This window comes from Dyella japonica A8, from assembly GCF_000725385.1.
Taxonomy (GTDB): domain Bacteria; phylum Pseudomonadota; class Gammaproteobacteria; order Xanthomonadales; family Rhodanobacteraceae; genus Dyella; species Dyella japonica_C.
Map to the genome: position 1 here is coordinate 2,423,568 of NZ_CP008884.1, position 22,362 is coordinate 2,445,929.

Annotated in this window: 11 protein-coding genes and 1 tRNA gene; 5 read left to right on the forward strand and 7 right to left on the reverse strand. The window is 65.0% G+C overall.

From position 1 onward, the window contains the following. Positions 1-382: 382 nt before the first annotated feature. A tRNA-Val gene (locus HY57_RS10050) sits at positions 383-457 on the reverse strand. A gap of 132 nt (positions 458-589) precedes the next feature. Between HY57_RS10050 and HY57_RS10055 the strand changes: the two genes are divergently transcribed. Then, positions 590-931, forward strand: coding sequence for a lipid-A-disaccharide synthase N-terminal domain-containing protein (locus tag HY57_RS10055; RefSeq protein ID WP_038580875.1), 342 nt, complete (start codon positions 590-592; stop codon positions 929-931). Positions 932-1,057: 126 nt separating this feature from the next. On the opposite strand, the gene metH is transcribed toward HY57_RS10055, so the two are convergent. The 3 genes from metH to HY57_RS10070 form a co-directional block, all read right to left on the reverse strand. Beyond that, complete coding sequence (metH, locus tag HY57_RS10060) at positions 1,058-3,742, reverse strand: methionine synthase (protein ID WP_019463663.1); 2,685 nt, start codon at positions 3,740-3,742, stop codon at positions 1,058-1,060. A 238-nt stretch (positions 3,743-3,980) separates the two neighbouring features. Further along, positions 3,981-5,060, reverse strand: a complete 1,080-nt coding sequence (locus HY57_RS10065; RefSeq protein WP_019464236.1) for a homocysteine S-methyltransferase family protein — start codon at positions 5,058-5,060, stop codon at positions 3,981-3,983. A 16-nt stretch (positions 5,061-5,076) separates the two neighbouring features. Beyond that, complete coding sequence (locus HY57_RS10070) at positions 5,077-6,003, reverse strand: ArsR/SmtB family transcription factor (RefSeq protein ID WP_019464235.1); 927 nt, start codon at positions 6,001-6,003, stop codon at positions 5,077-5,079. Positions 6,004-6,277: 274 nt separating this feature from the next. Between HY57_RS10070 and HY57_RS10080 the strand changes: the two genes are divergently transcribed. Further along, positions 6,278-7,438 (forward strand): acyl-CoA dehydrogenase family protein, encoded by a 1,161-nt coding sequence (locus HY57_RS10080; protein WP_019464233.1) that lies wholly within the window; start codon positions 6,278-6,280, stop codon positions 7,436-7,438. 498 nt (positions 7,439-7,936) lie between these two features. Then, the gene (locus HY57_RS10085) at positions 7,937-8,881 is read left to right on the forward strand and encodes a GGDEF domain-containing protein (RefSeq protein ID WP_026033754.1); all 945 of its coding nucleotides are present in this window, start codon (positions 7,937-7,939) and stop codon (positions 8,879-8,881) included. 114 nt (positions 8,882-8,995) lie between these two features. Here the strand turns inward: HY57_RS10085 and HY57_RS10090 are convergent, their stop codons facing one another. Both HY57_RS10090 and HY57_RS10095 read right to left on the reverse strand, forming a co-directional pair. Next, complete coding sequence (locus tag HY57_RS10090) at positions 8,996-12,229, reverse strand: multidrug efflux RND transporter permease subunit (RefSeq protein WP_019464231.1); 3,234 nt, start codon at positions 12,227-12,229, stop codon at positions 8,996-8,998. A 14-nt stretch (positions 12,230-12,243) separates the two neighbouring features. After that, positions 12,244-13,461, reverse strand: a complete 1,218-nt coding sequence (locus HY57_RS10095; protein ID WP_019464230.1) for an efflux RND transporter periplasmic adaptor subunit — start codon at positions 13,459-13,461, stop codon at positions 12,244-12,246. Positions 13,462-14,293: 832 nt separating this feature from the next. On the opposite strand from HY57_RS10095, the gene HY57_RS10100 reads away from it, so the two are divergent. Then, entirely contained in the window at positions 14,294-19,225 is a 4,932-nt protein-coding gene (locus tag HY57_RS10100) for an NAD-glutamate dehydrogenase (protein ID WP_019464229.1), read from the forward strand. Positions 19,226-19,303: 78 nt separating this feature from the next. Here HY57_RS10100 and HY57_RS10105 read toward each other — a convergent pair whose 3' ends face one another. Next, a complete protein-coding gene (locus tag HY57_RS10105) occupies positions 19,304-21,328 on the reverse strand; it encodes a M3 family metallopeptidase (RefSeq protein ID WP_019464228.1) in 2,025 nt (674 codons plus the stop codon). Positions 21,329-21,570: 242 nt separating this feature from the next. Here HY57_RS10105 and HY57_RS10110 point away from each other — a divergent pair, with 242 nt between their 5' ends. Next, complete coding sequence (locus HY57_RS10110; RefSeq protein ID WP_019464227.1) at positions 21,571-22,332, forward strand: NAD kinase; 762 nt, start codon at positions 21,571-21,573, stop codon at positions 22,330-22,332. The last annotated feature ends 30 nt before the right edge of the window (positions 22,333-22,362 follow it).

A 22,362-nucleotide genomic window follows, 5' to 3' on the forward strand; every position in this document is an offset into this window, starting at 1 on the left:
AGGCCTCGGACCAGAGGGCGACAGCGATGTATTGCGGAAGCGGCTTTCCGCTTTTTGGAAACCATGTGCCGTGCCTGCCCGAGTTCTTCCGCGGTCCCGTACGACACCATGCCCCGAGACCATGAAGGGCAGGCGCTCCTCCCTGTTCGAACCTTATTGGAAGGCGGCTGGCCGTCGCACCGAGGGTGGGATGGTTAGGCTCTTCCCAGGGCGAGGTGCCGGGGGGAGGGGATTTCCCGAGGCGGGGGCCGGTGAAGGGGCATTCGCCGGGTGCGAGCGAAGCAAGGGCGGCCGGGGCCGGCCGCCTGATTAGGCAGGCGTGCCTTTTCAGCGTATCTACAACGAAAAAGGCCACCCGCAAGGGGTGGCCTTTCGAATTCGGTGGTGGGCGATGCAAGGATCGAACTTGCGACACCTGCCGTGTGAAGGCAGTGCTCTACCGCTGAGCTAATCGCCCGCCGAGCGCGCAAATATACGGGGTGTGGGGTAGGTGGTCAAGCCTCCCCCCTGTAAAAAGTCGCTGAGACGGCAGTTGATTGAAAGGTGAGTGAGTACAATGCTCGGCTTTTCAGCTATCGGCGGCCCGTCCATGGACTTCCTGACCCACCAGCTCGACCACATCCTCGGGGCCATTCATCGGTTCGAGCTGACGCCCTGGAAGATGGTCGGTTTCCTCGGGTCGGTGATGTTCACCAGCCGCTGGTTCGTGCAGCTGTACTACACGCGCAAGCTCAAGCGCGTGGTGATGCCGCTGTCATTCTGGTGGCTGTCGGTGATTGGCAGTGCGCTGCTGCTGTCGTACTTCATTTTTGGCAAGAACGACTCGGTGGGCATTCTTTCCAATTTCTTCCCGTCGTTTGTGTCGGTGTACAACCTGGTGGTGCACATGCGGGAGATGAAGCGGCGGTCGCTGGTGGAAAGCGAAGTCTGAGGGGCAGCACGACGAGCAAGTTCACGGGGATCGGCGGGGCGCTGCGGTCGCGCACAGGGTGCGCTCCCACCAGGTCACCGTAACCCCTGTGGGAGCGCACCCTGTGCGCGACTGGCGCTGGCGATATCAGTCGGGATCGTAGTCCAGGTTCGGTGCCAGCCAGCGCTCGGCTTCCTCGCGCGTCCAGCCTTTGCGCTTGGCGTAATCGTCCACCTGTTCGCGGGTGAGGCGGCCCACCACGAAGTATTGGCTGTCCGGGTGCGAGAAGTACCAGCCGGATACGGCCGCCGTGGGGAACATGGCGAAGCTGTCGGTGAGTTCGATGCCGGCGTGGTGGGTGGCGTCGAGCAGCTTGAACAGCGTGGCTTTCTCGGTGTGGTCGGGGCAGGCGGGGTAGCCGGGGGCGGGGCGGATGCCGCTGTACTTCTCGTCGATGAGTGACTCGTTGTCCAGCGATTCGCCGGGCGCATAGCCCCAGAATTCGCGGCGCACGCGCTCGTGCAGGCGCTCGGCGAAGGCTTCGGCGAGGCGGTCGGCCAGGGCCTTGAGCAGGATGGCGGAGTAGTCGTCGTGCGTCTTTTCGAAGCGGGCGACGTGCTCGTCGATGCCGATGCCGGCGGTCACCGCGAAGCCACCGATCCAGTCCTGCTTGCCAGCGGATCTGGGGGCGATGAAGTCGGCGAGGCAGAAGTCGGGGCGGTCCGTCGGTTTGTCGACCTGCTGGCGCAGGTGATGGAGCGTTCGGGTCTTGCCGTGCCCGTCGGTCATCACGATGTCGTCGCCGGTGTTCGCCGCAGGCCAGAAGCCGATCACGCCGCGCGCGGTGAGCCACTTCTCGGCAATGAGCTTGTCCAGCATCGCCTGCGCGTCCTTGAACAGCTCGGTCGCCTGCTTGCCCACGATCTCGTCGGTGAGGATGGCGGGGTAACGTCCGGCCAGTTCCCACGCATTGAAGAACGGCGACCAGTCGATGTACTGGCGCAGCTCGGCGAGGTCGTAGTCGTTGAAAACGGTAATGCCGGGCTGCTTCGGCTGCGGCGGCTCGTAGTTCGCCCAGTCGGTGGTGAAGCGTTGCGCGCGGGCCTTGTCCAGCGGAACCAGCGGCTTGCCGCTGCCCCGGTTGCGATGGCGGTCGCGCACTTCGGCGTACTCGGCCTTCACCTTGGCGATGAAGTTGTCCACCAACTCCTTGCTGACCAGCGACTGCGCCACGCCCACGGCGCGCGAGGCGTCCTTCACCCATACGGTGGGCGACTTGTAGTGCGGCTCGATCTTCAGCGCGGTGTGCGCGCGCGAGGTGGTGGCGCCGCCGATCATCAGCGGGATGGTGAAGTTCTGTCGCTGCATCTCGCGGGCGACCTGGCTCATTTCCTCGAGCGAGGGCGTGATCAGGCCCGACAGGCCGATGATGTCGGCGTTTTCGGCGATGGCGGTTTCCAGGATCTTCTGCGCCGGCACCATCACGCCGAGGTCGATCACCTCGAAGTTGTTGCAGCGGAGCACCACGCCGACGATGTTCTTGCCGATGTCGTGCACGTCGCCCTTCACCGTCGCCATGACGATCTTGCCGTTGGACTTGCCGGCGTCGCCGGTGCGCGCCTTTTCCTCTTCGATGAAGGGGATGAGATGCGCCACGGCCTTCTTCATCACGCGGGCGGATTTCACCACCTGCGGCAGGAACATCTTGCCGGCGCCGAACAGGTCGCCGACGACGTTCATGCCGTCCATCAACGGGCCTTCGATGACGTCGAGCGGGCGCGTGGATTCCAGCCGTGCGGATTCGGTGTCTTCCACCACGTACTGGTCGATGCCGTGCACCAGCGCATGGCTAAGGCGCTGGCGCACCGGCTTGTCGCGCCAAGCGAGGTTCTCGGTGACGACCTCGCCCTTCTTCGCCTTGTAGTTGTCGGCGATCTCCAACAGGCGTTCGGTGGCGTCGGGGCGGCGGTTGAGCACCACGTCCTCGACGCGCTCGCGCAGTTCCTCGGGCAGGTCGTCGTAGATCATCAACGCGCCGGCGTTGACGATGCCCATGTCCATACCCGCCTTGATGGCGTGATAGAGGAACACGGAGTGGATCGCCTCGCGCACCACGTTGTTGCCGCGGAAGGAGAACGATACGTTCGAGACGCCACCCGACACGTGCGACTCGGGGAAGCGGCGCTTCAGTTCGCGGGTGGCTTCGATGAAGTCCACCGCGTAGTTGTTGTGCTCCTCGATGCCGGTGGCAATGGCGAAGATGTTGGGGTCGAAGATGATGTCTTCCGGCGGGAAGTCGAGCCGGGAGGTGAGCAGCTCGAACGCGCGCGTGCAGATCTCCACCTTGCGTTCGCAAGTATCCGCCTGGCCTTGTTCGTCGAAGGCCATCACCACCACGGCGGCGCCGTACTGCTGCACCTTGCGCGCGTGCTCCAGGAACAGTTCTTCGCCTTCCTTCATGGAGATGGAGTTGACGATGCCCTTGCCCTGCAGGCAGCGCAGGCCGGCCTCGATCACCGTCCACTTGGAGGAATCCACCATCACCGGCACGCGGGCGATGTCGGGTTCGGCGGCGATCAGGTTGAGGAAGCGCGTCATGGCCGCTTCCGAGTCGATCAGGCCCTCGTCCATGTTGACGTCGATGATCTGAGCGCCGCTGGCCACCTGCTGGCGCGCGACGTCCACCGCTTCCTCGTAACGCTCTTCCTTGATGAGCTTGCGGAACTGCGCGGAGCCGGTGACGTTGGTGCGTTCGCCGACGTTGACGAAGAGCAGGTCAGGCGTGATGACCAGCGGTTCGAGGCCGGAGAGTCGGGTGTAGCGGGGCATCATGCGGTTTCCGCCTCGCCCGGGTAAGGCGAGGATAAGGGGGAGGGGGCGGGGACGGGGGGCGTCAGGTCGCTACACGGCCCTTCACCGTCATTCCCGCGAAAGCGGGAATCCAGTGCCTCTGCTCTGCTCCCAGTGGCAGCAAAGGCAAAAGACGCTGGATTCCCGCTTTCGCGGGAATGACGGTGAGGGGGATGCGGGGGCGCGTAGTCGCTGGCCATGCATGGAACAGCACCGAGCATTACGCGGCTGCCTGCGCTTCGTCTGGAAGCGCGCGCGGTGCAACATCACGCACCGCGTCGGCAATCGCCTTGATATGCGACGGCGTGGTTCCGCAGCAACCACCCACCATGTTGAGCAGCCCATCGCGGGCGAAGCCGCCAATCACGGCGGCCATCTGCTCGGGTGTTTCGTCGTACTCGCCGAACGCATTGGGCAGGCCGGCGTTCGGGTGCGTGCTGACAAAGCAGGTGGCCGCTTGGGCCAGCACTTGCACATGCGGGCGCAGGTCCGCCGCGCCGAGTGCGCAATTGAGCCCCACGGAAATCGGCCGCGCGTGCTGCACGGAGTAGTAGAACGCTTCGGCCGTCTGGCCGGAAAGCGTGCGGCCGGAACGGTCGGTGATGGTGCCCGAGATCATTACCGGCAGGCGCGCGCCGCGCTCGCGGAACAGTTCGCTGACGGCGAACAGCGCGGCCTTGGCGTTGAGCGTGTCGAAAATGGTTTCGACCATGATCAGGTCGGCGCCGCCATCGATCAGGCCGGCGGCGGACTCGGTGTAGTTCGCCACCAGTTCTTCAAAGGTGACGTTGCGGAAGCCTGGGTCGTTGACGTCCGGCGACAGCGACGCGGTGCGGCTGGTGGGCCCGAGCACGCCGATGACGAAGCGCGGTTTGTCCGGCGTCTTCGCCTCCATGGCGTCGCAGGCGGCGCGGGCCAGGCGCGCGCCTTCCAGGTTCAGCTCGTAGGCAAGGTGTTCCAGGTGATAGTCGGCCTGGCTGATGCGCGTGGAGTTGAAGGTGTTGGTTTCGATCAGGTCGGCACCGGCCTCCAGGTAGGCCCGGTGTACGCCAAGGATGATGTCCGGCGTGGTGAGGGTGAGCAGGTCGTTGTTGCCCTTGAGGTCGCAGCCGCCCGGGTGGTCGTGCGCGTGTGCGCTGTCGTGGCCGTCCACGAAGCGTTCGCCGCGGAACGCGGTTTCATCCAGCTGGTGGCCTTGCAGCATGGTGCCCATGCCGCCGTCGATGATCAGGATGCGTTCGCGCAGGCCCTTTTCCAGCAGGGCGACGCGGTCGGGATGCAGCCAGGGCAGGGTGCTCACGGTGTAATCCTCGTCTTTAGGGCTTGCGCGCGAGCAGGCTGATCACTTCGAAGTGCGGCGCCTTGCGCTCACGGCTGAGGCGGGTACAGCTCAAGGCTTCCAGTCCGGCCTTTTGGGCGTAGCCCGTCAGTTCGTCGTGGGAGAAGCCAAGGTTGCGATGGTCGAAGGGCTCCACCACGGCGCGGTGGTCGTGCTTGCCCAGGGTTACGGCGAGCAGCCGGCCGCCGCTGCGCAGCACGCGCGCGGCCTCGGCCACGGCCTTGGCCGGGTGTTCGGCGTAGGTGAGGGCGTGCAGCATCAGCACAAGGTCGAAGCGGCGTTCGCCCAGGTCCAGCGCATGCATGTCGCCCTTGAGCACTTCCACGTTGCCGAACGGCTTGAGGCGCTGCGCGGCGGCTTCCACCACGCGCTCGCTGCTGTCGATGCAGACGATGGAGTGCGCATGTGGGGCCAGCAGTTCGGCGGTGATGCCGTCGCCGGAGGCGATGTCGAGCACGTCGCCGGTTTCCAGCAACTGCAGCAGCGAGCGGGCCAGGGTTTCCCAGGTGCGGCCCGGGGAGTAGTGGCGCTCCATGTCGCCGGCCACGGTATCGGCCCAGCCTTCTTCGCTGGCGCGCTGGGCGAGTACGCCGGGCAGGCGCCCGGCGTCTTCGCGCAGCAGCGCGTCGTCGATGTTGTCGCGCAGGGATTTGAGCAGCACCTGCAGGTGCTCGTCGGTTTCGCCGTTGGCGCGGTAGTAGGCGGAGACACCGGCGCGGCGATCGCGCACCAGCTCCGCCTCCTTGAGCTTGGCCAGGTGGGTGGAGACGCGCGGCTGGGCCAGGTGGAGCACGGCCGCAAGCTCGGCCACGGTCAGCTCCTCGCGATCAAGCAGGGCGAGCAGGCGCACCCGGGTAGGGTCCGCCAGCAGGCGCAGGACACTCGAGGCGGTGGCCAGGTCCATTGTTATCCTTGTATCGCGATGCAGAGATACATAAGGCTAGGCCGGGGCGGGCGGGGCGTCAAGTTCCAGCGTCGGCGTTTTGTTCGTCATTCCCGCGAAGGCGGGAATCCAGTGTCTTTGATGCCGGAACGTGCAAAGGCACTGGATTCCCGCTTTCGCGGGAATGACGGTTCTATAGGGCAGGCGGCTAGTCCTGCCTTGCTGCACCCGCACAGAGGTCCTCACGCCGGGCGGGCTAAAATGGTGGGCTTCCCAGATCCCCTTGGAGCCCTTCATGGATTTCCGCTTTACCGACGATCAGCTTTCCATCCAGGCCATTGCCCGCGACTTCGCGCAGAAGCGCATCGTGCCGGTGGCGGCTGAGCTGGATGAGAAGGGGGAATTCCCGCTGGATAACATCCGCGAGATGGGCCAGCTGGGCCTGATGGGCATCGAAGTGCCCACCGAGTACGGCGGCGCGGGCATGGACCCGATTGCCTATGTGCTGGCGATGATCGAGATCGCTTCCGCCGATGCCGCCACGGCGACCATCATGTCGGTCAACAATTCGCTGTTCTGCACCGGCATTCTCAAGCACGGTACGGAGGAGCAGAAGCAGAAGTACGTGCGCGCCATCGCGCAGGGCGAGGCCATTGGCGCCTACGCACTGACCGAGCCGCAGTCCGGCTCCGACGCGTCGGCCATGCATACCCGCGCTACCAAGAACGCCAACGGCGACTGGGTCATCAACGGCAAGAAGAGCTGGATCACCTCCGGCATGGTGGCGCGCTACATCATCCTGTTCGCCATCACCACGCCGGGCATCGGCGCCAAGGGCGTGTCCGCCTTCATCATCGATACGCAGCTGCCGGGTTTCCACGCCGGCAAGAGCGAGCCGAAGCTGGGCATTCGCGCCTCGGCCACCTGCGAAATCGAATTCACCGACTACGTGTGCCCGAAGGAAAACCTGCTGGGCGCGGAAGGCAAGGGTTTCGCGATGGGCATGAGCCTGCTGGACGCGGGCCGCATCGGTATTGCCTCGCAGGCCGTGGGCATTGCACGCGCGGCGTACGAGGCCTCGGTGCAGTGGTCGCGCGACCGCAAGGCGTTCGGCCAGCCGATCGGCACGTTCCAGATGACCCAGGCGAAAATCGCTGACATGAAGTGCAAGTTGGACGCCGCCATGCTGCTCACGCTGCGCGCCGCCTGGACCAAGGGCGAGGTGGAGAAGCACGGCGGACGGTTCGGTACCGAGGCTTCCATGGCCAAGCTGATGGCGTCGGAAGCGGCCATGTGGATCTCGCACCAGGCGGTGCAGATCCACGGCGGCATGGGCTATTCCCGCGAAATGCCGCTGGAGCGCTACTTCCGCGATGCCAAGATCACCGAAATCTACGAAGGCACCAGCGAGATCCAGCGCATCGTGATCGCGCGCGCCGAAACCGGCCTGCGCTGAGCGACAGGAAAGAAGGCCCCCGGTTCGCGCCGGGGGCTTTTTTGTGTGCAGCGCGTTTCCTGTGGGAGCGCACCCTGTGCGCGACTGGGCAGTGATGAGTCGTGGGGCTGTCGCGCACAGGGTGCGCTCCCACAGGTGCGGCATTCGGGTGGTTGACGGCTGCTGGCTGATCGCAAATACTTGCGACACGCCACGGAACAGGCACCCCCTCCGGCCAGGGATGGCTCCCTTCCTCTTTTTCCCGCCAGTGCAGGGCTCTTTGCTCCCCCCGCCGGCTGACGCTTCCCGTTATCTCGGCTGACCATTCGCCGCTCCCCTGATAGTCAAGACGCGTCCGGAACTGACCGGGCTGGGCCAGGGTGTGTGCCGGCCTGGCGCGTCAGCGGGACAGGAGAGCCCGGCCATGCCGGCTTTTTCCGCGCTCCGCCGGGCGTCAGGGGAGGCGGCACGATGGTTGCTTCGAGACACGGATCACAAGCCACGCGCCGCGAGCCGCCCATGACAGAGGTCGTTGAGAAGCTGGACGTAGAGGGCATGGTCTACAAGACCCTGCTGGAATCCACCAAGGCCATTCCCTGGCGCATCCAGTGGGACAGCCTGTCGTTCTCCTACATCGGTCCGCAGATCGAGGAGCTGCTCGGCTGGGCGCCCGACAGCTGGATGAGCGTGCAGGACTGGGCCGACCGCATCCATCCGGAGGACCGCGAGTGGGCGGTCAATTTCTGCGTGGCGCAGTCCAAGGCCGGCGTGGATCACGAGGCCGACTACCGTGCGCTATGCAAGGACGGCAGTTACGTGTGGATCCGCGACGTGGTGCACGTGGTGCGCAAGGACGACGGCAGCGTGGATGCGCTGGTGGGCTTCATGTTCGACATCAGCGAGCGCAAGCGCACCGAGCAGCGGTTGATCGAGCTGCAGCGCGAGCTGGAAACGCTCTCGTTCAAGGATGGGCTCACCGGCATTGCCAATCGCCGCCGTTTCGACGCGGTTTTCGGGGAAGAGTGGGACAACGCGCGCCGCAGCGGGCGTCCCTTGTCGATGCTCATGCTCGATATCGACTACTTCAAGCAGTACAACGACCACTACGGCCACGTGCAGGGCGACTACTGCCTGAAAGTGGTGGCCAAGGCGCTGGAGCAGGCTGTGCGCGGCCCGCGCGATTTCCTGGCCCGCTTCGGTGGCGAGGAGTTCGTGCTGATCCTGCCGGACACCGATGCCGGCATCGCCCAGCAGGTGGCCGAGCGTTGCCACGAGCTGATTCGCACGGAGTGGATTCCGCACGAGCGTTCGATGACGGGCATGGCGCTCACCCTGAGCGTCGGCGCGGGCACGGTGGTGCCGATGGCGACGGATGAGCGCCAGGCGTTCCTTGAGCTGGTGGATCGCCGCCTGTACTCGGCCAAGGTGCGCGGGCGCAATACGACGGTAAGCGGCGAGCACTGAGTTCCCGTCGTTCACCGCTGGCGCATCCGTGCCGCTGCCATGAGCGTTTCCGCACAAAGAAAAAGCCCCGGTCTTGCGACCGGGGCTTTTCGTTGAACGACCGGTGGACCCGGATCACGCGCCGCGGCGCGGATCCGAATCGAACGGTTGCATCGGGCCTTGCGTGGTGCCGCCACCGTGAGCCTGGCGGATCTTGGTGGATGCCTCGTCAAGCTTGTCGCCAAGCAGGCGACGCACCGTGACGTAGAACACCGGGATCAGCAGCAAACCGAGGAACGTGGCGAACAGCATGCCGCCGATCACGCCCGTACCGATGGCATGGCGGGAGTTGGCGCCGGCGCCGGTGGAAATGGCCAGCGGGAACACGCCCAGGATGAAGGCCATCGAGGTCATCAGGATGGGGCGCAGTCGCTGGCGGGCGGCCGTGATGGTCGCCTGGAACAGGGACTGGCCGGACTGTTGCAGCTCCACCGCGAATTCCACGATCAGGATCGCGTTCTTCGCCGCCAGGCCGATCACCGTGATCAGGCCGATCTTGAAGTACATGTCGTTCGGCAGGCCGCGCAACATGGAGAACACGACCGTACCCAGCAGACCCAGCGGCACCACCAGCAGCACGGCGACCGGGATCGACCAGCTCTCGTACAGCGCGGAGAGGCAGAGGAACACGATCAGGATCGACAGCACCATCAGCAGCGTCGCCGAGTTGCCGGCCAGGATTTCCTGGTACGACTGACCCGTCCAGTCCGCACCGAAGCCCTTCGGCAGGTCGGTGTCGACAATGCCCTGCAGGGCGGTCATCGCCTGGCCGGTCGAGAAGCCCGGTGCCTCGTTACCGACGATTTCCACCGCGGCGTAGCCGTTGTAGCGGGTCAGCGACGGCGAACCCATGTCCCAGTTGGTCTTCACCACGCTGGAGATCGGGATCATGTTGTACGGATTGACCGTGGCCCCGTACGACGATGCCTTGTTGGTGCTGGGCGACAAGCTGCTGGGTGCGTAGATGTGCTGCAGCGCATCCGGCCCCATGCGATAGGGCTGGTCGGCCTGCATGTAGACGCGCTTCACGCGGCCGCCGTACACGAAGTCGTTGACGTAGATCGGCGCCAGCGTGAGCTGGATGGCCGTGTACACGTCACTCACCGACAGGCCCATCGACTGCGCCTGCACGCGGTCCACCTTCATGTCCCACTGCGGGGCATCCGGCAGCGAGTTCGGGCGCACGCCGAACAGTGCCTTGTTGTCCTTCGCCTTGGTCACCGCCATGAACATGGCCTGCATCAGTTCGCCATGCGTCTGGCCGGCGCGGGCCTGCAGATACATGTCGATACCGCCGAACTGGCTGAGGCCGCGGATGGTGGGCAGGTTGACCACGAAGATCTGCGCGTCGCGAATGCCGTGCATCACGCCGTTGGCCTTCATGATCCAGTCGTCGGCCGTGATCGTGCGCTCCTTCCAGTCCTTCAGCTTGATGAAGGCCATACCGGTGCTTTCGCTATTGCCGATAAAGCTGAAGCCGCTGATCTGGTACATGCCGACGATGTCGTCCTGCAGCGGACTCTGCTTCACGCGCTCGCGCATCTCCGCCATCACTTCCTGCGTGCGGTGCAGGGTGGAGCCGGCGGGAAGGTTGACAATGGCCAGCGCGAAGCCCTGGTCTTCGCTGGGCACGAAGCTGGTGGGCAGGCGCGTGTACAGCAGGCCGGCCAGTGCCGCGACCAGCACGAACACCACCATCCAGCGTGGCGCATGGCGTGTCGCGCTGCCGATGTGGCCGCTGTAGGTATGCGTCACCCAATCGAATACCTGGTTGAACGTGCGGTAGACGATGTTCTTCTTTTGATCGTGGACCGGCTTGAGGATGGTGGCGCAAAGCGCCGGCGTGAACGACAGCGCCAGGAACGCGGAGAAGCCCATCGACACGGCGATGGTTAGCGCGAACTGCTTGTAGATCACACCCGATGCACCGGGCTGCAACGCGGATGGCACGAACACCGCCGCCAGCACCACCGTGATGGCCACCACGGCGCCGGTGATCTGGCCCATGGCCTTGCGCGTGGCCTCCTTGGGCGAGAGGTGCTCCTCGGACATGATGCGTTCGACGTTTTCGATCACCACGATCGCGTCGTCCACCACGATGCCGATGGCCAGCACCATGCCGAACAGGGTCAGCTGGTTGATGGTGAAGCCAAGGGCCACCAGGCCGATGAAGGTACCCAGCAGCGCGACCGGGATCACCAGGGTGGGGATCACCGTGGCGCGGAAGTTCTGCAGGAAGATCAGCATCACCAGGAAGACCAGGATGATGGCCTCCACCAGCGTGTGCACCACTTCCTCGATCGAGATCTTCACAAAGGGGGTGGTGTCGTACGGAGCGAACCAGGTGACGCCCTCGGGGAAGTCCTTGGACAGCTCCGTCATCTTGGCCTTGACCGCATCGGCCACGTCCAGCGCGTTGGCGCCGGGCAGCAGCTGCACGCCCAGGCCACCCACCTGCTGGCCGTTCCAGGTCGAAGCCAGGCCGTAGCTCTGCGGACCGAAGTCGATGCGCGCTACATCACTGAGCTTGACCACCGTGCCGTCGCTGTTGGCGCGCAGGATGATGTTGCCGAACTGGTCCGGCGTGGAGAAGCGACCTTCCGCGGACACGGTGGCGGTAAAGCTCTGGTCCTTCGGCGACGGATCGGCGCCCAGCGAACCGGCGGCGAACTGCACGTTCTGCTGTGACACGGCGTTGTAGACCGTGCTGGCCGCCAGGCCATAGCCCTGCAGCTTGTCCGGATTGAGCCAGACGCGCACGGCGTACTCGGCGCCGATCAGGCGCGTCGCGCCCACGCCCGGGATACGACCCACCTGGTCTGCGACCTGGGAGGCGATGATGTCGGCCAGGCGGTTGCCGTCGATGTTCGGGTTGGACGACACCAGCGACACGAACAGCAGGAAGTCGGGGTTGTTCTTGGCAACCACCACGCCCTGCTGGTTCACGGCCGTCGGCAGGCGCGGCTGGGCCAGCTGCACCTTGTTCTGCACCTGCACCTGGGCGATGTCGGCGTTGGTGCCGGTCTCGAAGGTGAGGGTGATCGACGCAGTGCCGTTGGAGTTCGACGACGAGCTGAAGTACAGCAAGTGGTCGATGCCGGTGAGCTGCTGCTCGATGACCTGGGTGACGTTCTTCTCGACGGTATCGGCGTTCGCGCCCGGATAGGTAGCGGACACCACCACCTGCGGCGGCGCGATGTTGGGATAGGACTCGATACCCATGTTCAGCACCGCAATGGTGCCGACGAGGGTGATCAGGATGGCGACCACCCACGCAAAAATGGGGCGGTCAATAAAGAAACTCGGCATGTCTGTCGACTCCCTTACGGCTTGCCGGCAGCAGCGCCGGCCTTACCGCCGGCCGGTTGTCCCTGGGCGCCCGGCTTCTGGTCAGGCTGCCAGGGCGCGGCCTTGGCCGGCTTGCCCGGTTGCACGGCCTGCACGCCGGAAACAATGATCTGGTCACCCGCGCTGAGGCCGTTGGTGACGATCCAGTTGCCGCCGGAGACGTTGTCCGCCGCCACGTTCTTGCGGGCGACGTTGCCGTCCGGCCCGACCACCAGCGCAAAGGCGCCGGCCACGTCGCGCGAGATGCCCTGCTGCGGGACCAGGAACACGTTGTGCTGCTCGCCCAGGTTGGCCGTGATGGTCACGTAGGTCCCGGGCAGCAGGCGACGCTGCGGGTTGGGCAGCTGGGCGCGCAGGCTGACCGCACCGGTGGTGGGGTCGACGGTGGCACCGGAGAAGTCCAGCGTGCCGTTCTGGTCGTACTTGCTGCCGTCGGGCAGGGTGACCTTCACGGTGGTCTTGTCCTGCTCCGACAGCGAGACATTGCCGGCCGACTGCGCGGCGCGCAGGCGATCCAGGTCGGCCGAGCTGACAGTGAAGTTCACGTACAGCGGATCGAGCTGGTCGACCGTGGTGAGCAAGGTGGAGCTAGAGCCGGAATCGGCGGCGCCGGCGCCGACGATGGCGCCCTCGGTGACCTGCTGCTGGCCAGCGCGGCCGTCGATGGGCGACACCACGCGGGTGTAGCCCAGGTTGATGCGCGCGTTCTGCACGGCGGCCTCGGCCTGCTTCACCGCGGCCGCGCTGCTGCGCTCGTTGGCCTCGGCGGCGTCAAGGTCGGACTGGGACACATAGTTCTGCGGGCGCAATTGGCGCAGGCGCTCGGCGTTCTTGTGATAGTTCACATAGGTGGCCTGCGCCGAGGCGAGGTTGGCCTGGGCGGAGTTCAGCGTCGCCTGGTACACGGCCGGGTCGATCTCGAACAGGACCTGGCCCTGCTTGACGTCGGTGCCTTCCTGGTAGACGCGCTTGACCAGCACGCCCGAGACGCGCGCACGCACGTCGGCACTGCGATAGGCCGACACGCGGCCCACCAGGTCCTTGGTCAGCGGCGTGCTCTGCGGCTGTGCCTTCACCACGCCGACTTCCGGCGGAGGCATCTGCGGCGGGCCTTGTTCCTTGCCTTTGCCACAGGCGGCCAGTGAGAGCAGGCCAAGGCACAGCAAGGGTGTGCGCAATGACGTGGACTTCATGTGGGCTCCAATCTCTATTTTTAATGTGGTCGGGGGATGCAGCGCGCCGGCGCCACTCCGGGCGACGGCAAAAGGGGCTTGCGACGAACACACAGCTGCCCCGCATGCCCTTGGTCCCGCGAGGGGATGTGGGGACGGCGGGGCCCGGTAGGCGTGGCTCGTTCAGGCAATCGAGCTTGGACTATACCGTACAGTTTACAATTTGTAGAGCCACCCCCGCCGCGCCGTACGGCCCTTCCCGGGGCCAACAGGGTACACGTCGCGGGTGTGATGAGATTTGGATCCTGTACCCCTGGATGAACCCTGGGGCACTAATTTTGGCTCTGTTCCGTGAAGGAAGGGTGTCGGCGTCCCTGGCACCAGGTGGGGCAGCCTCGCCATGGTGCCAGCCGGTCACGGAAGAAAGCCTGTGCCGATGGTCCGGTTGCGCCCGGGGCCTGTTTGCTTGCCACAGACCATGGCTGCGCCGAGGTGGCGCCGGTCGGCGGGGGGCTGTCCGTTTTTATCTGCTGCGCTGCAACGTTTTGTCCGCGGCGAGGCGGTGACATACGCCGGGGTACTGCATCGCCCGCGCTGCGCTGGCCGCGCAGCGGCACGCAAGGCAACACACGAAAGGGCCGAGTGTTTCGACCGCCGCACGCGTTTTTTTCCGGAGCACGGCTGGTCACGCAAACGTCGCGAAAACACCCACGCATGACATTTGCTGCACAGGCGTCATGCCCTGCCGCAAGCTGAAGTTCGCCTTTCACAATGGTGGATAAGGCATGACGCGAGGCGTATCCTTTTGAGGCTTTTTTTAGCCTCATTCCGTCTCCCCAACACAGTAGATGCCATGAACGCGATTCGTGCGGCTAGCAACAGCTCATTCCCCACTGTTGTTTTCGAAGAACTGAAGCAAAGCGGACTCACCCAGCGCCTTGATGAGGCGCAATTTTTTATCAGCGCTTTCTTCTCGCGCATTGCCGACGGCGATCTTGAACTGCACACCGCCCGCGAATGGGCCGTGCTGATCGCCGACCTCATCAACTTCATGCAGCAGCGCCAGCCGGGCCGTGCCTCGGTGCGCGTGGTCAACCCGGCCACGGGTCACGCCGGCCGCAGCTACATCGAGGTCGTCACCGACGACATGCCCTTCCTGGTGGACACCGTCACCATGGTCGCGGCCGAGAACCTGCAGATCCACGCCGTGATCCACCCGGTGGTCGAGGTGTCGCGTGACGCCTCCGGCCAGTTGCTGAAGATCGGCGCCGCCGACGGCCAGCCCGAATCGGTCATGCACTTCGAAGTCGACCGCGTGGCGAACGACGAGGAACTGGCCAAGCTCAAGGCCCGCCTCGAGGGCGCGCTGGAAGACGTGCGCGTCGTTGTCGCCGACTGGAAGAAGATGCGTGACCAGGCCCTGGCCATCGCCGCCGACCTGCCGTCGCGCCAGCTGCCGCTGGACGCCGCCTCGGTCAAGGAAGCCTCGGAGTTCCTGCGCTGGCTCGCCGACGACAACTTCACCTTCCTCGGTTACCGCGAATATGAAGTGACCGAGGCCGATGGCGAGGAAGTGCTGCGCGCGAACGAAGGTTCGGGTGCGGGCATCCTGCACAAGAGCGAGCGCTCGCTGGCGCCGCGTTCGCTGCGCTCGCTGGTCGCCAGCGACCTGCCGCAGTCGGGTTCGACCGACGCCATCATCCTGACCAAGACCAATGCGCGCTCGCATGCGCACCGCCCGGGCTACATGGATTACGTGGGCGTGCTCAAGTTCGACGCCAAGGGCAAGCCGGTGGCCGAGCAGCGCTTCCTGGGCCTGTTCTCTTCCAATGCCTACATGGCGCGTCCGCAGGACGTGCCGCTGGTGCGCCAGAAGTTCGAGTACGTGATGGAGCACTCCGGCCTCAAGCGCGACTCGCACTCGGGCAAGGCGCTGCGCCACATCCTGGAGACGCTGCCGCGCGACGAGCTGTTCCAGAGCAGCGACGAGGAACTGTTCAATACCGCGATGGGCACGCTGGAGCTGCGCCAGCGCGCACGCACGCGCCTGTTCGTGCGCCGCGACCGCTATGGCCGCTTCGTCACCTGCATCGTCTACGTGCCGCGCGAGCGCTTCAACACGTCGGTGCGCGAGCGTATCGAGTCCATGCTGAAGGACTCCATGCGTGGCGAGAGCCTGGATTCGTCCGTGTTGATGGGCGAAGCCGCGCTGGTACGCCTGCACGTGGTGGTGCGCCCGAAGATCGGCGACCAGGTGCAGTACGACACGGCCGAGCTGGAGAAGGGCGTGGCCGCCATCGTGCGTAACTGGCACGACGACGTGCGCGATGAACTCGTGCGCTCGCTGGGCGACCATGACGGCGTCGTGCTGGCCAACCGCTACGCCAAGGCCATGCCCGCCGGCTACATGGAAGACGTGACCCCGGCCGTGGCCGCGCAGGACGTGCACCAGCTGTCGCTGCTGAAGGGCGACGATGCGGTGCGCATGTCCTTCTACCACCCGGCTTCGCGCCCGGAGGAGCTGCGCTTCAAGATCTACCGCAGCGGCGGCGACATCGCCCTGTCCGAAGTGCTGCCTCAGCTGGAAAATCTCGGCCTGCGCGTGCTCACCGAGCACCTGTACGACTTCAACGTCGGCGGCACCCAGCTCTATATCCAGGACTTCGAAGTGCAGACCGCCGGCAGCCTCGCTTTCAGCGTGGAGCAGGTGGGCACGCTGTTCGAGGACGCCTTCGAGCAGATCTGGCGCGGCAACGCGGAGAACGATGGCTTCAACCGCCTCGTGCTCGGCGCCAAGCTGAGCTGGCGCCAGGTGGCCATGCTGCGCAGCTACTGCAAGTACCTGCTGCAGACCGGCGTGGCCTTCTCGCAGTCCTACATGGAAGACGCCTTCAACCGCTATCCGGCCATTGCCGGCCTGCTGGTGGAAATGTTCCTGGCCAAGTTCGACCCGCGCCGTGAATCGCTGTCGGCCGACGAACTCAAGCGCGCGGGCGACATGCTGCGCGGCGAAATGCAGGTGCTGATTCCCGAGTCGCTGCGCCAGGCGCATCCGGCGCTCATCGACGGCCTGGTCGGTGCGCTGTCCAAGCCGCGCGCCGAGCAGATCACGGTGATCGAGGAGTCCATCGGCACGCTGCTGGAAACCGTTTCCAGCCTCGACGACGACCGCATCCTGCGCAGCTTCATCTCGCTGATCCGCGGCACGCTGCGCACCAGCTTCTTCCAGCAGTGGAACGACCAGTACCGCAGCTACATCAGCTTCAAGTTCGACTCGCACCAGGTGCCGGACCTGCCCAAGCCCGTGCCGTACCGCGAAATCTTCGTGTGCGCGCCGCGCGTGGAAGGCATCCACCTGCGCTTCGGCCCGGTGGCGCGCGGCGGCCTGCGCTGGTCCGACCGTCGCGAAGACTTCCGCACGGAAGTGCTGGGCCTGGTGAAGGCGCAGATGGTGAAGAACACCGTGATCGTGCCGGTGGGCTCGAAGGGCGGTTTCTATGTGAAGCGTCCGCCCGTGAACGGCGACCGCGACGCGCAGCTGGCCGAGGGCATCGCCTGCTACCGCATGTTCATCAGCGGCCTGCTGGACATCACCGACAACCTGGTCGAAGGCAAGGTGGTGGCGCCGCACGACGTGGTGCGCCATGACAACGACGACCCGTACCTGGTGGTCGCCGCCGACAAGGGCACGGCCACGTTCTCCGACATCGCCAACGCCATTTCGGTCGAGCACGGCTTCTGGCTGGGCGACGCGTTCGCCTCGGGCGGCTCGAACGGTTACGACCACAAGGGCATGGGCATCACCGCCAAGGGTGCATGGGAGTCGGTCAAGCGCCACTTCCGCGCGCTGGGTCGCGACAGCCAGTCGCAGGACTTCACCTGCGCCGGCATCGGCGACATGTCAGGCGACGTGTTCGGCAACGGCATGTTGCTGTCGCGCCACATCAAGCTGGTGGCCGCGTTCGACCATCGCCACATCTTCCTCGACCCGACGCCGGACGTTGAGCGTTCGTTCGTGGAACGTGAGCGCATGTTCAAGCTGCCGCGTTCGAGCTGGGACGACTACAACAAGTCGCTGATCTCCGCCGGTGGCGGCGTGTATCCGCGCTCGCTGAAGTCCATCCCGATCTCGCCGGAAGTGCGTGCGGTGCTCGGCCTCAAGCCGGAAATCACCCAGCTGCCGCCGAACGAGTTGCTCAGCGCCATCCTGAAGGCGCCGGTGGACCTGCTGTGGAACGGCGGCATCGGCACCTACGTGAAGTCCAGCGCTGAAACGCATGCCGACGTGGGCGATCGCGCCAACAACGCGCTGCGCGTGAACGGTGCCGAGCTGCGCTGCAAGGTGATCGGCGAGGGCGGCAACCTGGGCTTCACCCAGAAGGGCCGCATCGAAGCCGCCCAGCATGGCGTGCTGCTCAACACCGACTTCATCGACAACTCGGCCGGCGTGGACACCTCCGATCACGAGGTGAACATCAAGATCCTGCTGGGCGACGCCGTGCAGCGCAACGAGCTCACGCTTGACCAGCGCAACACGCTGCTCGCCAGCATGACCGACGAAGTGGGCCAGCTGGTGCTGTGGGACAACTACCGCCAGAACCAGGCCATCACCCTGATGGAGCATCAGTCGGTGCACCGCATCGGCTCGATGGCGCACTTCATCCGCATGCTGGAACAGGAAGGCCTGCTCGACCGCCAGGTGGAAAACCTGCCGAGCGAGGCGGAGTTGACCGAGCGCAAGACGCGCGGCATCGGCATGACGCGTCCGGAACTCTCGGTGCTGCTGTCGTACGACAAAATCAAGCTGTTCCAGCAGCTGCTCGACTCGGACGTGCCGGAAGACCCGTACCTCTCCAAGGAGCTGGTGCGCTACTTCCCGGAACCGCTGCATGCGAAGTACGCCGACCACATGCAGCGCCACCGCCTGAAGCGCGAAATCATCGCCACGGCCGTGACCAACTCCACCATCAACCGCATGGGCGCCACCTTCATGCTGCGCATGCAGGAGGACACGGGACACGGCCCGGCGGCCATCGCCAAGGCGTACACCGCCGCGCGTGAAATCCTCGATGCGCGCGAGCTGTGGGCGCAGATCGAGGCGCTGGACGGCAAGGTGGCCGAGAACACCCAGATCGACGCCATCCTGCAGATCTGGTCGCTGCTGCGCCATACCACGCGCTGGTTGCTGAACCGTCCGGGCGCCACGCTGGAAATCGCTGCCAACGTGGAGCGCTACCAGGCCGGTGTCACCGAACTGCGTGCGGCCCTGCCCAACGTTCTTACCGAGACGGGTAAGCAGGAATTCGCCACCAGCCAGGAGAAGTGGGAAGGCCTGGGCATGCCCAACGAACTCGCGCTGCGCCTGGCCCGCCTGCCGGAACTGCGTGCCATGCTCGACATCGTCGAAGTGGCGCAGCAGAGCGGTCAGCCGATCGCCAAGGTGGCCAGCGTGTTCTACGAGCTGGGCGAGTCGCTGGACCTGGAATGGCTGCGCAGCCAGATTGAAGCGCTGCCGGTCGAGGGTGCATGGCACGCGCAGGCTCGCGGTTCGCTGCTGGACGAGCTCAACCACCAGCATCGCGCGCTGGCCCTGCAGGTGCTCTCGCTCACGGGCGCATCGAAGGACATCTCGCCGGTGCAGGCATGGCTGCAGCGTGACGATGCCACGCTGAAGTACACGCGCAACATGCTGGCGGAAATCCTGACGCAGAACGCGGACTACCCGATCGCCTCGGTCGCGGTCCGTCGCCTGGCCCAGCTGGCGCAGGTGCCGGTGAACCAGTAAGCGCTATTGGCTTGTTGGAAACGCAAGGGGCGGTGCATGGCACCGCCCCTTGTCGTTTCCGGCGTGAGTAACCGGGTGTCAGGGCGCAATGCCTATATCCCGGTAGAAGGCGTCATAACTGGTGGCGCGCCCCAGGAATCGCTCAAGCAATACGTCGGGTTCTTCCGTGCCACCCGGCTCCAGGATGTCCCGGCGATAGCGCATGCCTGCGCTTGCCGTATTCGCGTTGTCCTTGCCGAAGGCGGTGTACATGTCCTGCGCATAGACCCTTGACCACAGGTAACCGTAGTAGCCGGCGTCATAGCCCTGCATCAGATGGCCGAAGCTGGCTTCGGGAATGACTCCCTCGGTCACGGGCAGCGGCATGAGCTTGCGCCACTCATCATTCCACAACTGGGTGGGATCGACCTTCGCGCTGCCGTCATGCAGGCGCATGTCGTAGCTGGCCAGGAACACTTCCTGGATGTTGTTGTAGCCATCAAAGACATGCTTGGCGCCGACCATCCGGGCAATGACGTCGTCGGGTAAGGGTTCGCCGGTGCCCTCCTTGCTCGAGACCGCCTTCAGCACCGAGGGCTGCCACATCCAGTTCTCCAGCATTTGCGAAGGTGCTTCCACGAAATCCTGACGTACGTTGCTGCCATACAGTGTTTCGTACGGTGCCTTGGACAAGGTCATGTGCATGACGTGGCCAAATTCGTGAAAGAACACGGTCACCATGCCGTGGCTGAGCAGGCTGGGCTTGCCGGGAACACTGGCCGGCCAGTTGCCGATGATGGTTGCGACGGGCTTCTGCGTGCTGCCATCGGGCAGGCGTCGACCTGAGCGAAGCGGCGTGCTCGCGAAGTGCGAGTACTTGCCAGGGCGTGGGTACAGGTCCAGAAAGAACCAGCCGATGAGCGCGTGGCTGGTGGCGTCGTAGATGGCGTATTCGGTGACGCCGGGGGCCCAGGTTCTGGCGTTGCTCACTGCCTCGAATCGAATGCCCAGTGTCTTTTCATAGATGGCAAGCATGGCGGGCACCACCTTGTTGACCGGGAAGTACTGTCGTATCTGTTCCTGGTCGACGTTGTAGCGTTCCTTTTTCAGCTTCACGGCGTAGTACTGGAAATCGGCATCCACGAAGGGCGTGCTGTCGCCATCCTGCTGCTTCATCTGGCTGAGCATGGCCAGTTCACTGCGCGCCTTGGGCATCAGCTTGTCGTCGATCTGTGTCAGGAACTGGTTCACGTTGTCGGGCGTCTTCGCCATCTTCACGTCGAGCTGGTAGGCGGCCCATGACGGGTAGCCCAGCAGCCTGGCCAGTTGAGCCCGAATGGCGACGGCATCGGACAGCCGCTTCACGTTCTGCTCGCCGCCCCTGCGGTAAAAAGCCTCCAGGTACCGCTCGCGCGCCTCGCCAGACGACTCGTTGCGAAGGAACGTCCCGGCCGTGCTTTCGTCGACGGGTACCGTGTATCCATCCCCCTTCGGCGCAAGCGTCGCGATGAAATCCTTGGGCAGTGACGCTGCTTCTTTCTGGCTGACATCGATGCTGACGTGTTCCTCGTCCAGCGCCTGGCCAAAGGCGATCTGCAGGTTGTTGAGCTGATCGAACAGGGCGGTGACCTTGGCACGGGTCGCCGCATCGAGCCCGGCACCATTGCGCCGGCCTTGTTCGAGATACAGCTTGACCAGTTGGCGATCGGCTTGGTCGCTGACCTGGCCTTGCGCGGTTTGCGCCAGTGCATAGATGGCAGGGTCCGCGTTGACCTTGACCATGAAGGCCGAGTAGTCCTGCTGGCATTGGGTCGATGCGTCGCGTACACCTTTGTCCGTCGCCACCTGGCTGAGGATCAACTGTGCCGACAGGGCATCGTTCAGATCCGCTACCGTGTTTTCCACGGCGCCGATGCCGCTGGCGAACGTCGCTTTGCCTGTGGGTTGCGCGTCAATTTTTCCGATGCGCGACTTCGCATGGGCCAAAGCATCCGCGCAGCTGTGGCTGACCTGTCCGGCGGTGAGGTTCCAGGCGATACCTGCGTCCGGCGGCGAAGCGGGCGGCGTGGCATGGCCAGGGGCGACGAAAGCAAGCAGGAGTGGTGCGGCGAGAACGTTGCGCATAACCTCCATCCTCATAGCTCGTGCGGGAAGGACAGTGCTGCCCGTATGTGTATCCGTGGCTGCCGGCATCGGTTGGGCACATCGGGCCGGAAGCTAGTCCCGTCTCTCCGCCCGTAAAATCCGACGGAACGGCTATGTCCGGGGCGAGCCTGTATGGCGAAGGGCAATAGGCTGACTGGCGTAGCCTTCGGGGAGGGCTGCTATGCTCAGGTCACCTTCCGGCCGGCCGATGACCACGACCCATGCGCTTTGCCTTCGTCGCCAGCGAAACCAACGTCGCCCAGCAGGCCCGCCGCAAGTTCATCGATCGCTACGGCGACGCCACGCCCGAACAGGCCGACGTCATCGTGGCGCTGGGTGGCGATGGCTTCATGCTGCGCACGCTGCACGCCTATCGCGCCCTGCCTGCGCCGGTCTACGGCATGAAGCTGGGCCGCGTGGGCTTCCTGATGAACAAGCACCGGATCGACGAGCTGGAGGAGCGCATCTCCCGCGCCCATGCCGCCGTGCTGTACCCGCTGGACATGCGTACCACCGACGCCCGCGGCGAGGTGCATCACGCGCTGGCCTTCAACGAAGTATCCCTGCTGCGCCAGAGCAACCAGGCCGCGCACCTGGAAGTGAAGCTCAACGACACGGTGAAGCTGCAGAACCTCGTGTGTGACGGCATCCTGGTCTCCACGCCGGCCGGTTCCACGGCCTACAACCTGTCCGCGCACGGGCCCATCCTGCCGCTGGACGCCAACGTGCTGGCGCTTACCCCGATCAGCCCGTTCCGCCCGCGCCGCTGGCGCGGCGCGATCCTGCCGCATCGCACGCTGGTGACGCTGCGCGTGCTCGATCCCGGCAAGCGGCCGGTGAGCGCCACGGCGGACTATCACGAAGTGCGCGACATCCGCGAAGTGGAGATCCGCCAGTCCGAGGGGCAGGGCGTGCGCCTGCTGTTCGACCCGGAGCACAACCTGGAGCAGCGCATCCTGGACGAGCAGTTCGCGCAGGATTGAGGGGCAATCCGGTTCCTGGTTCGTTGATTC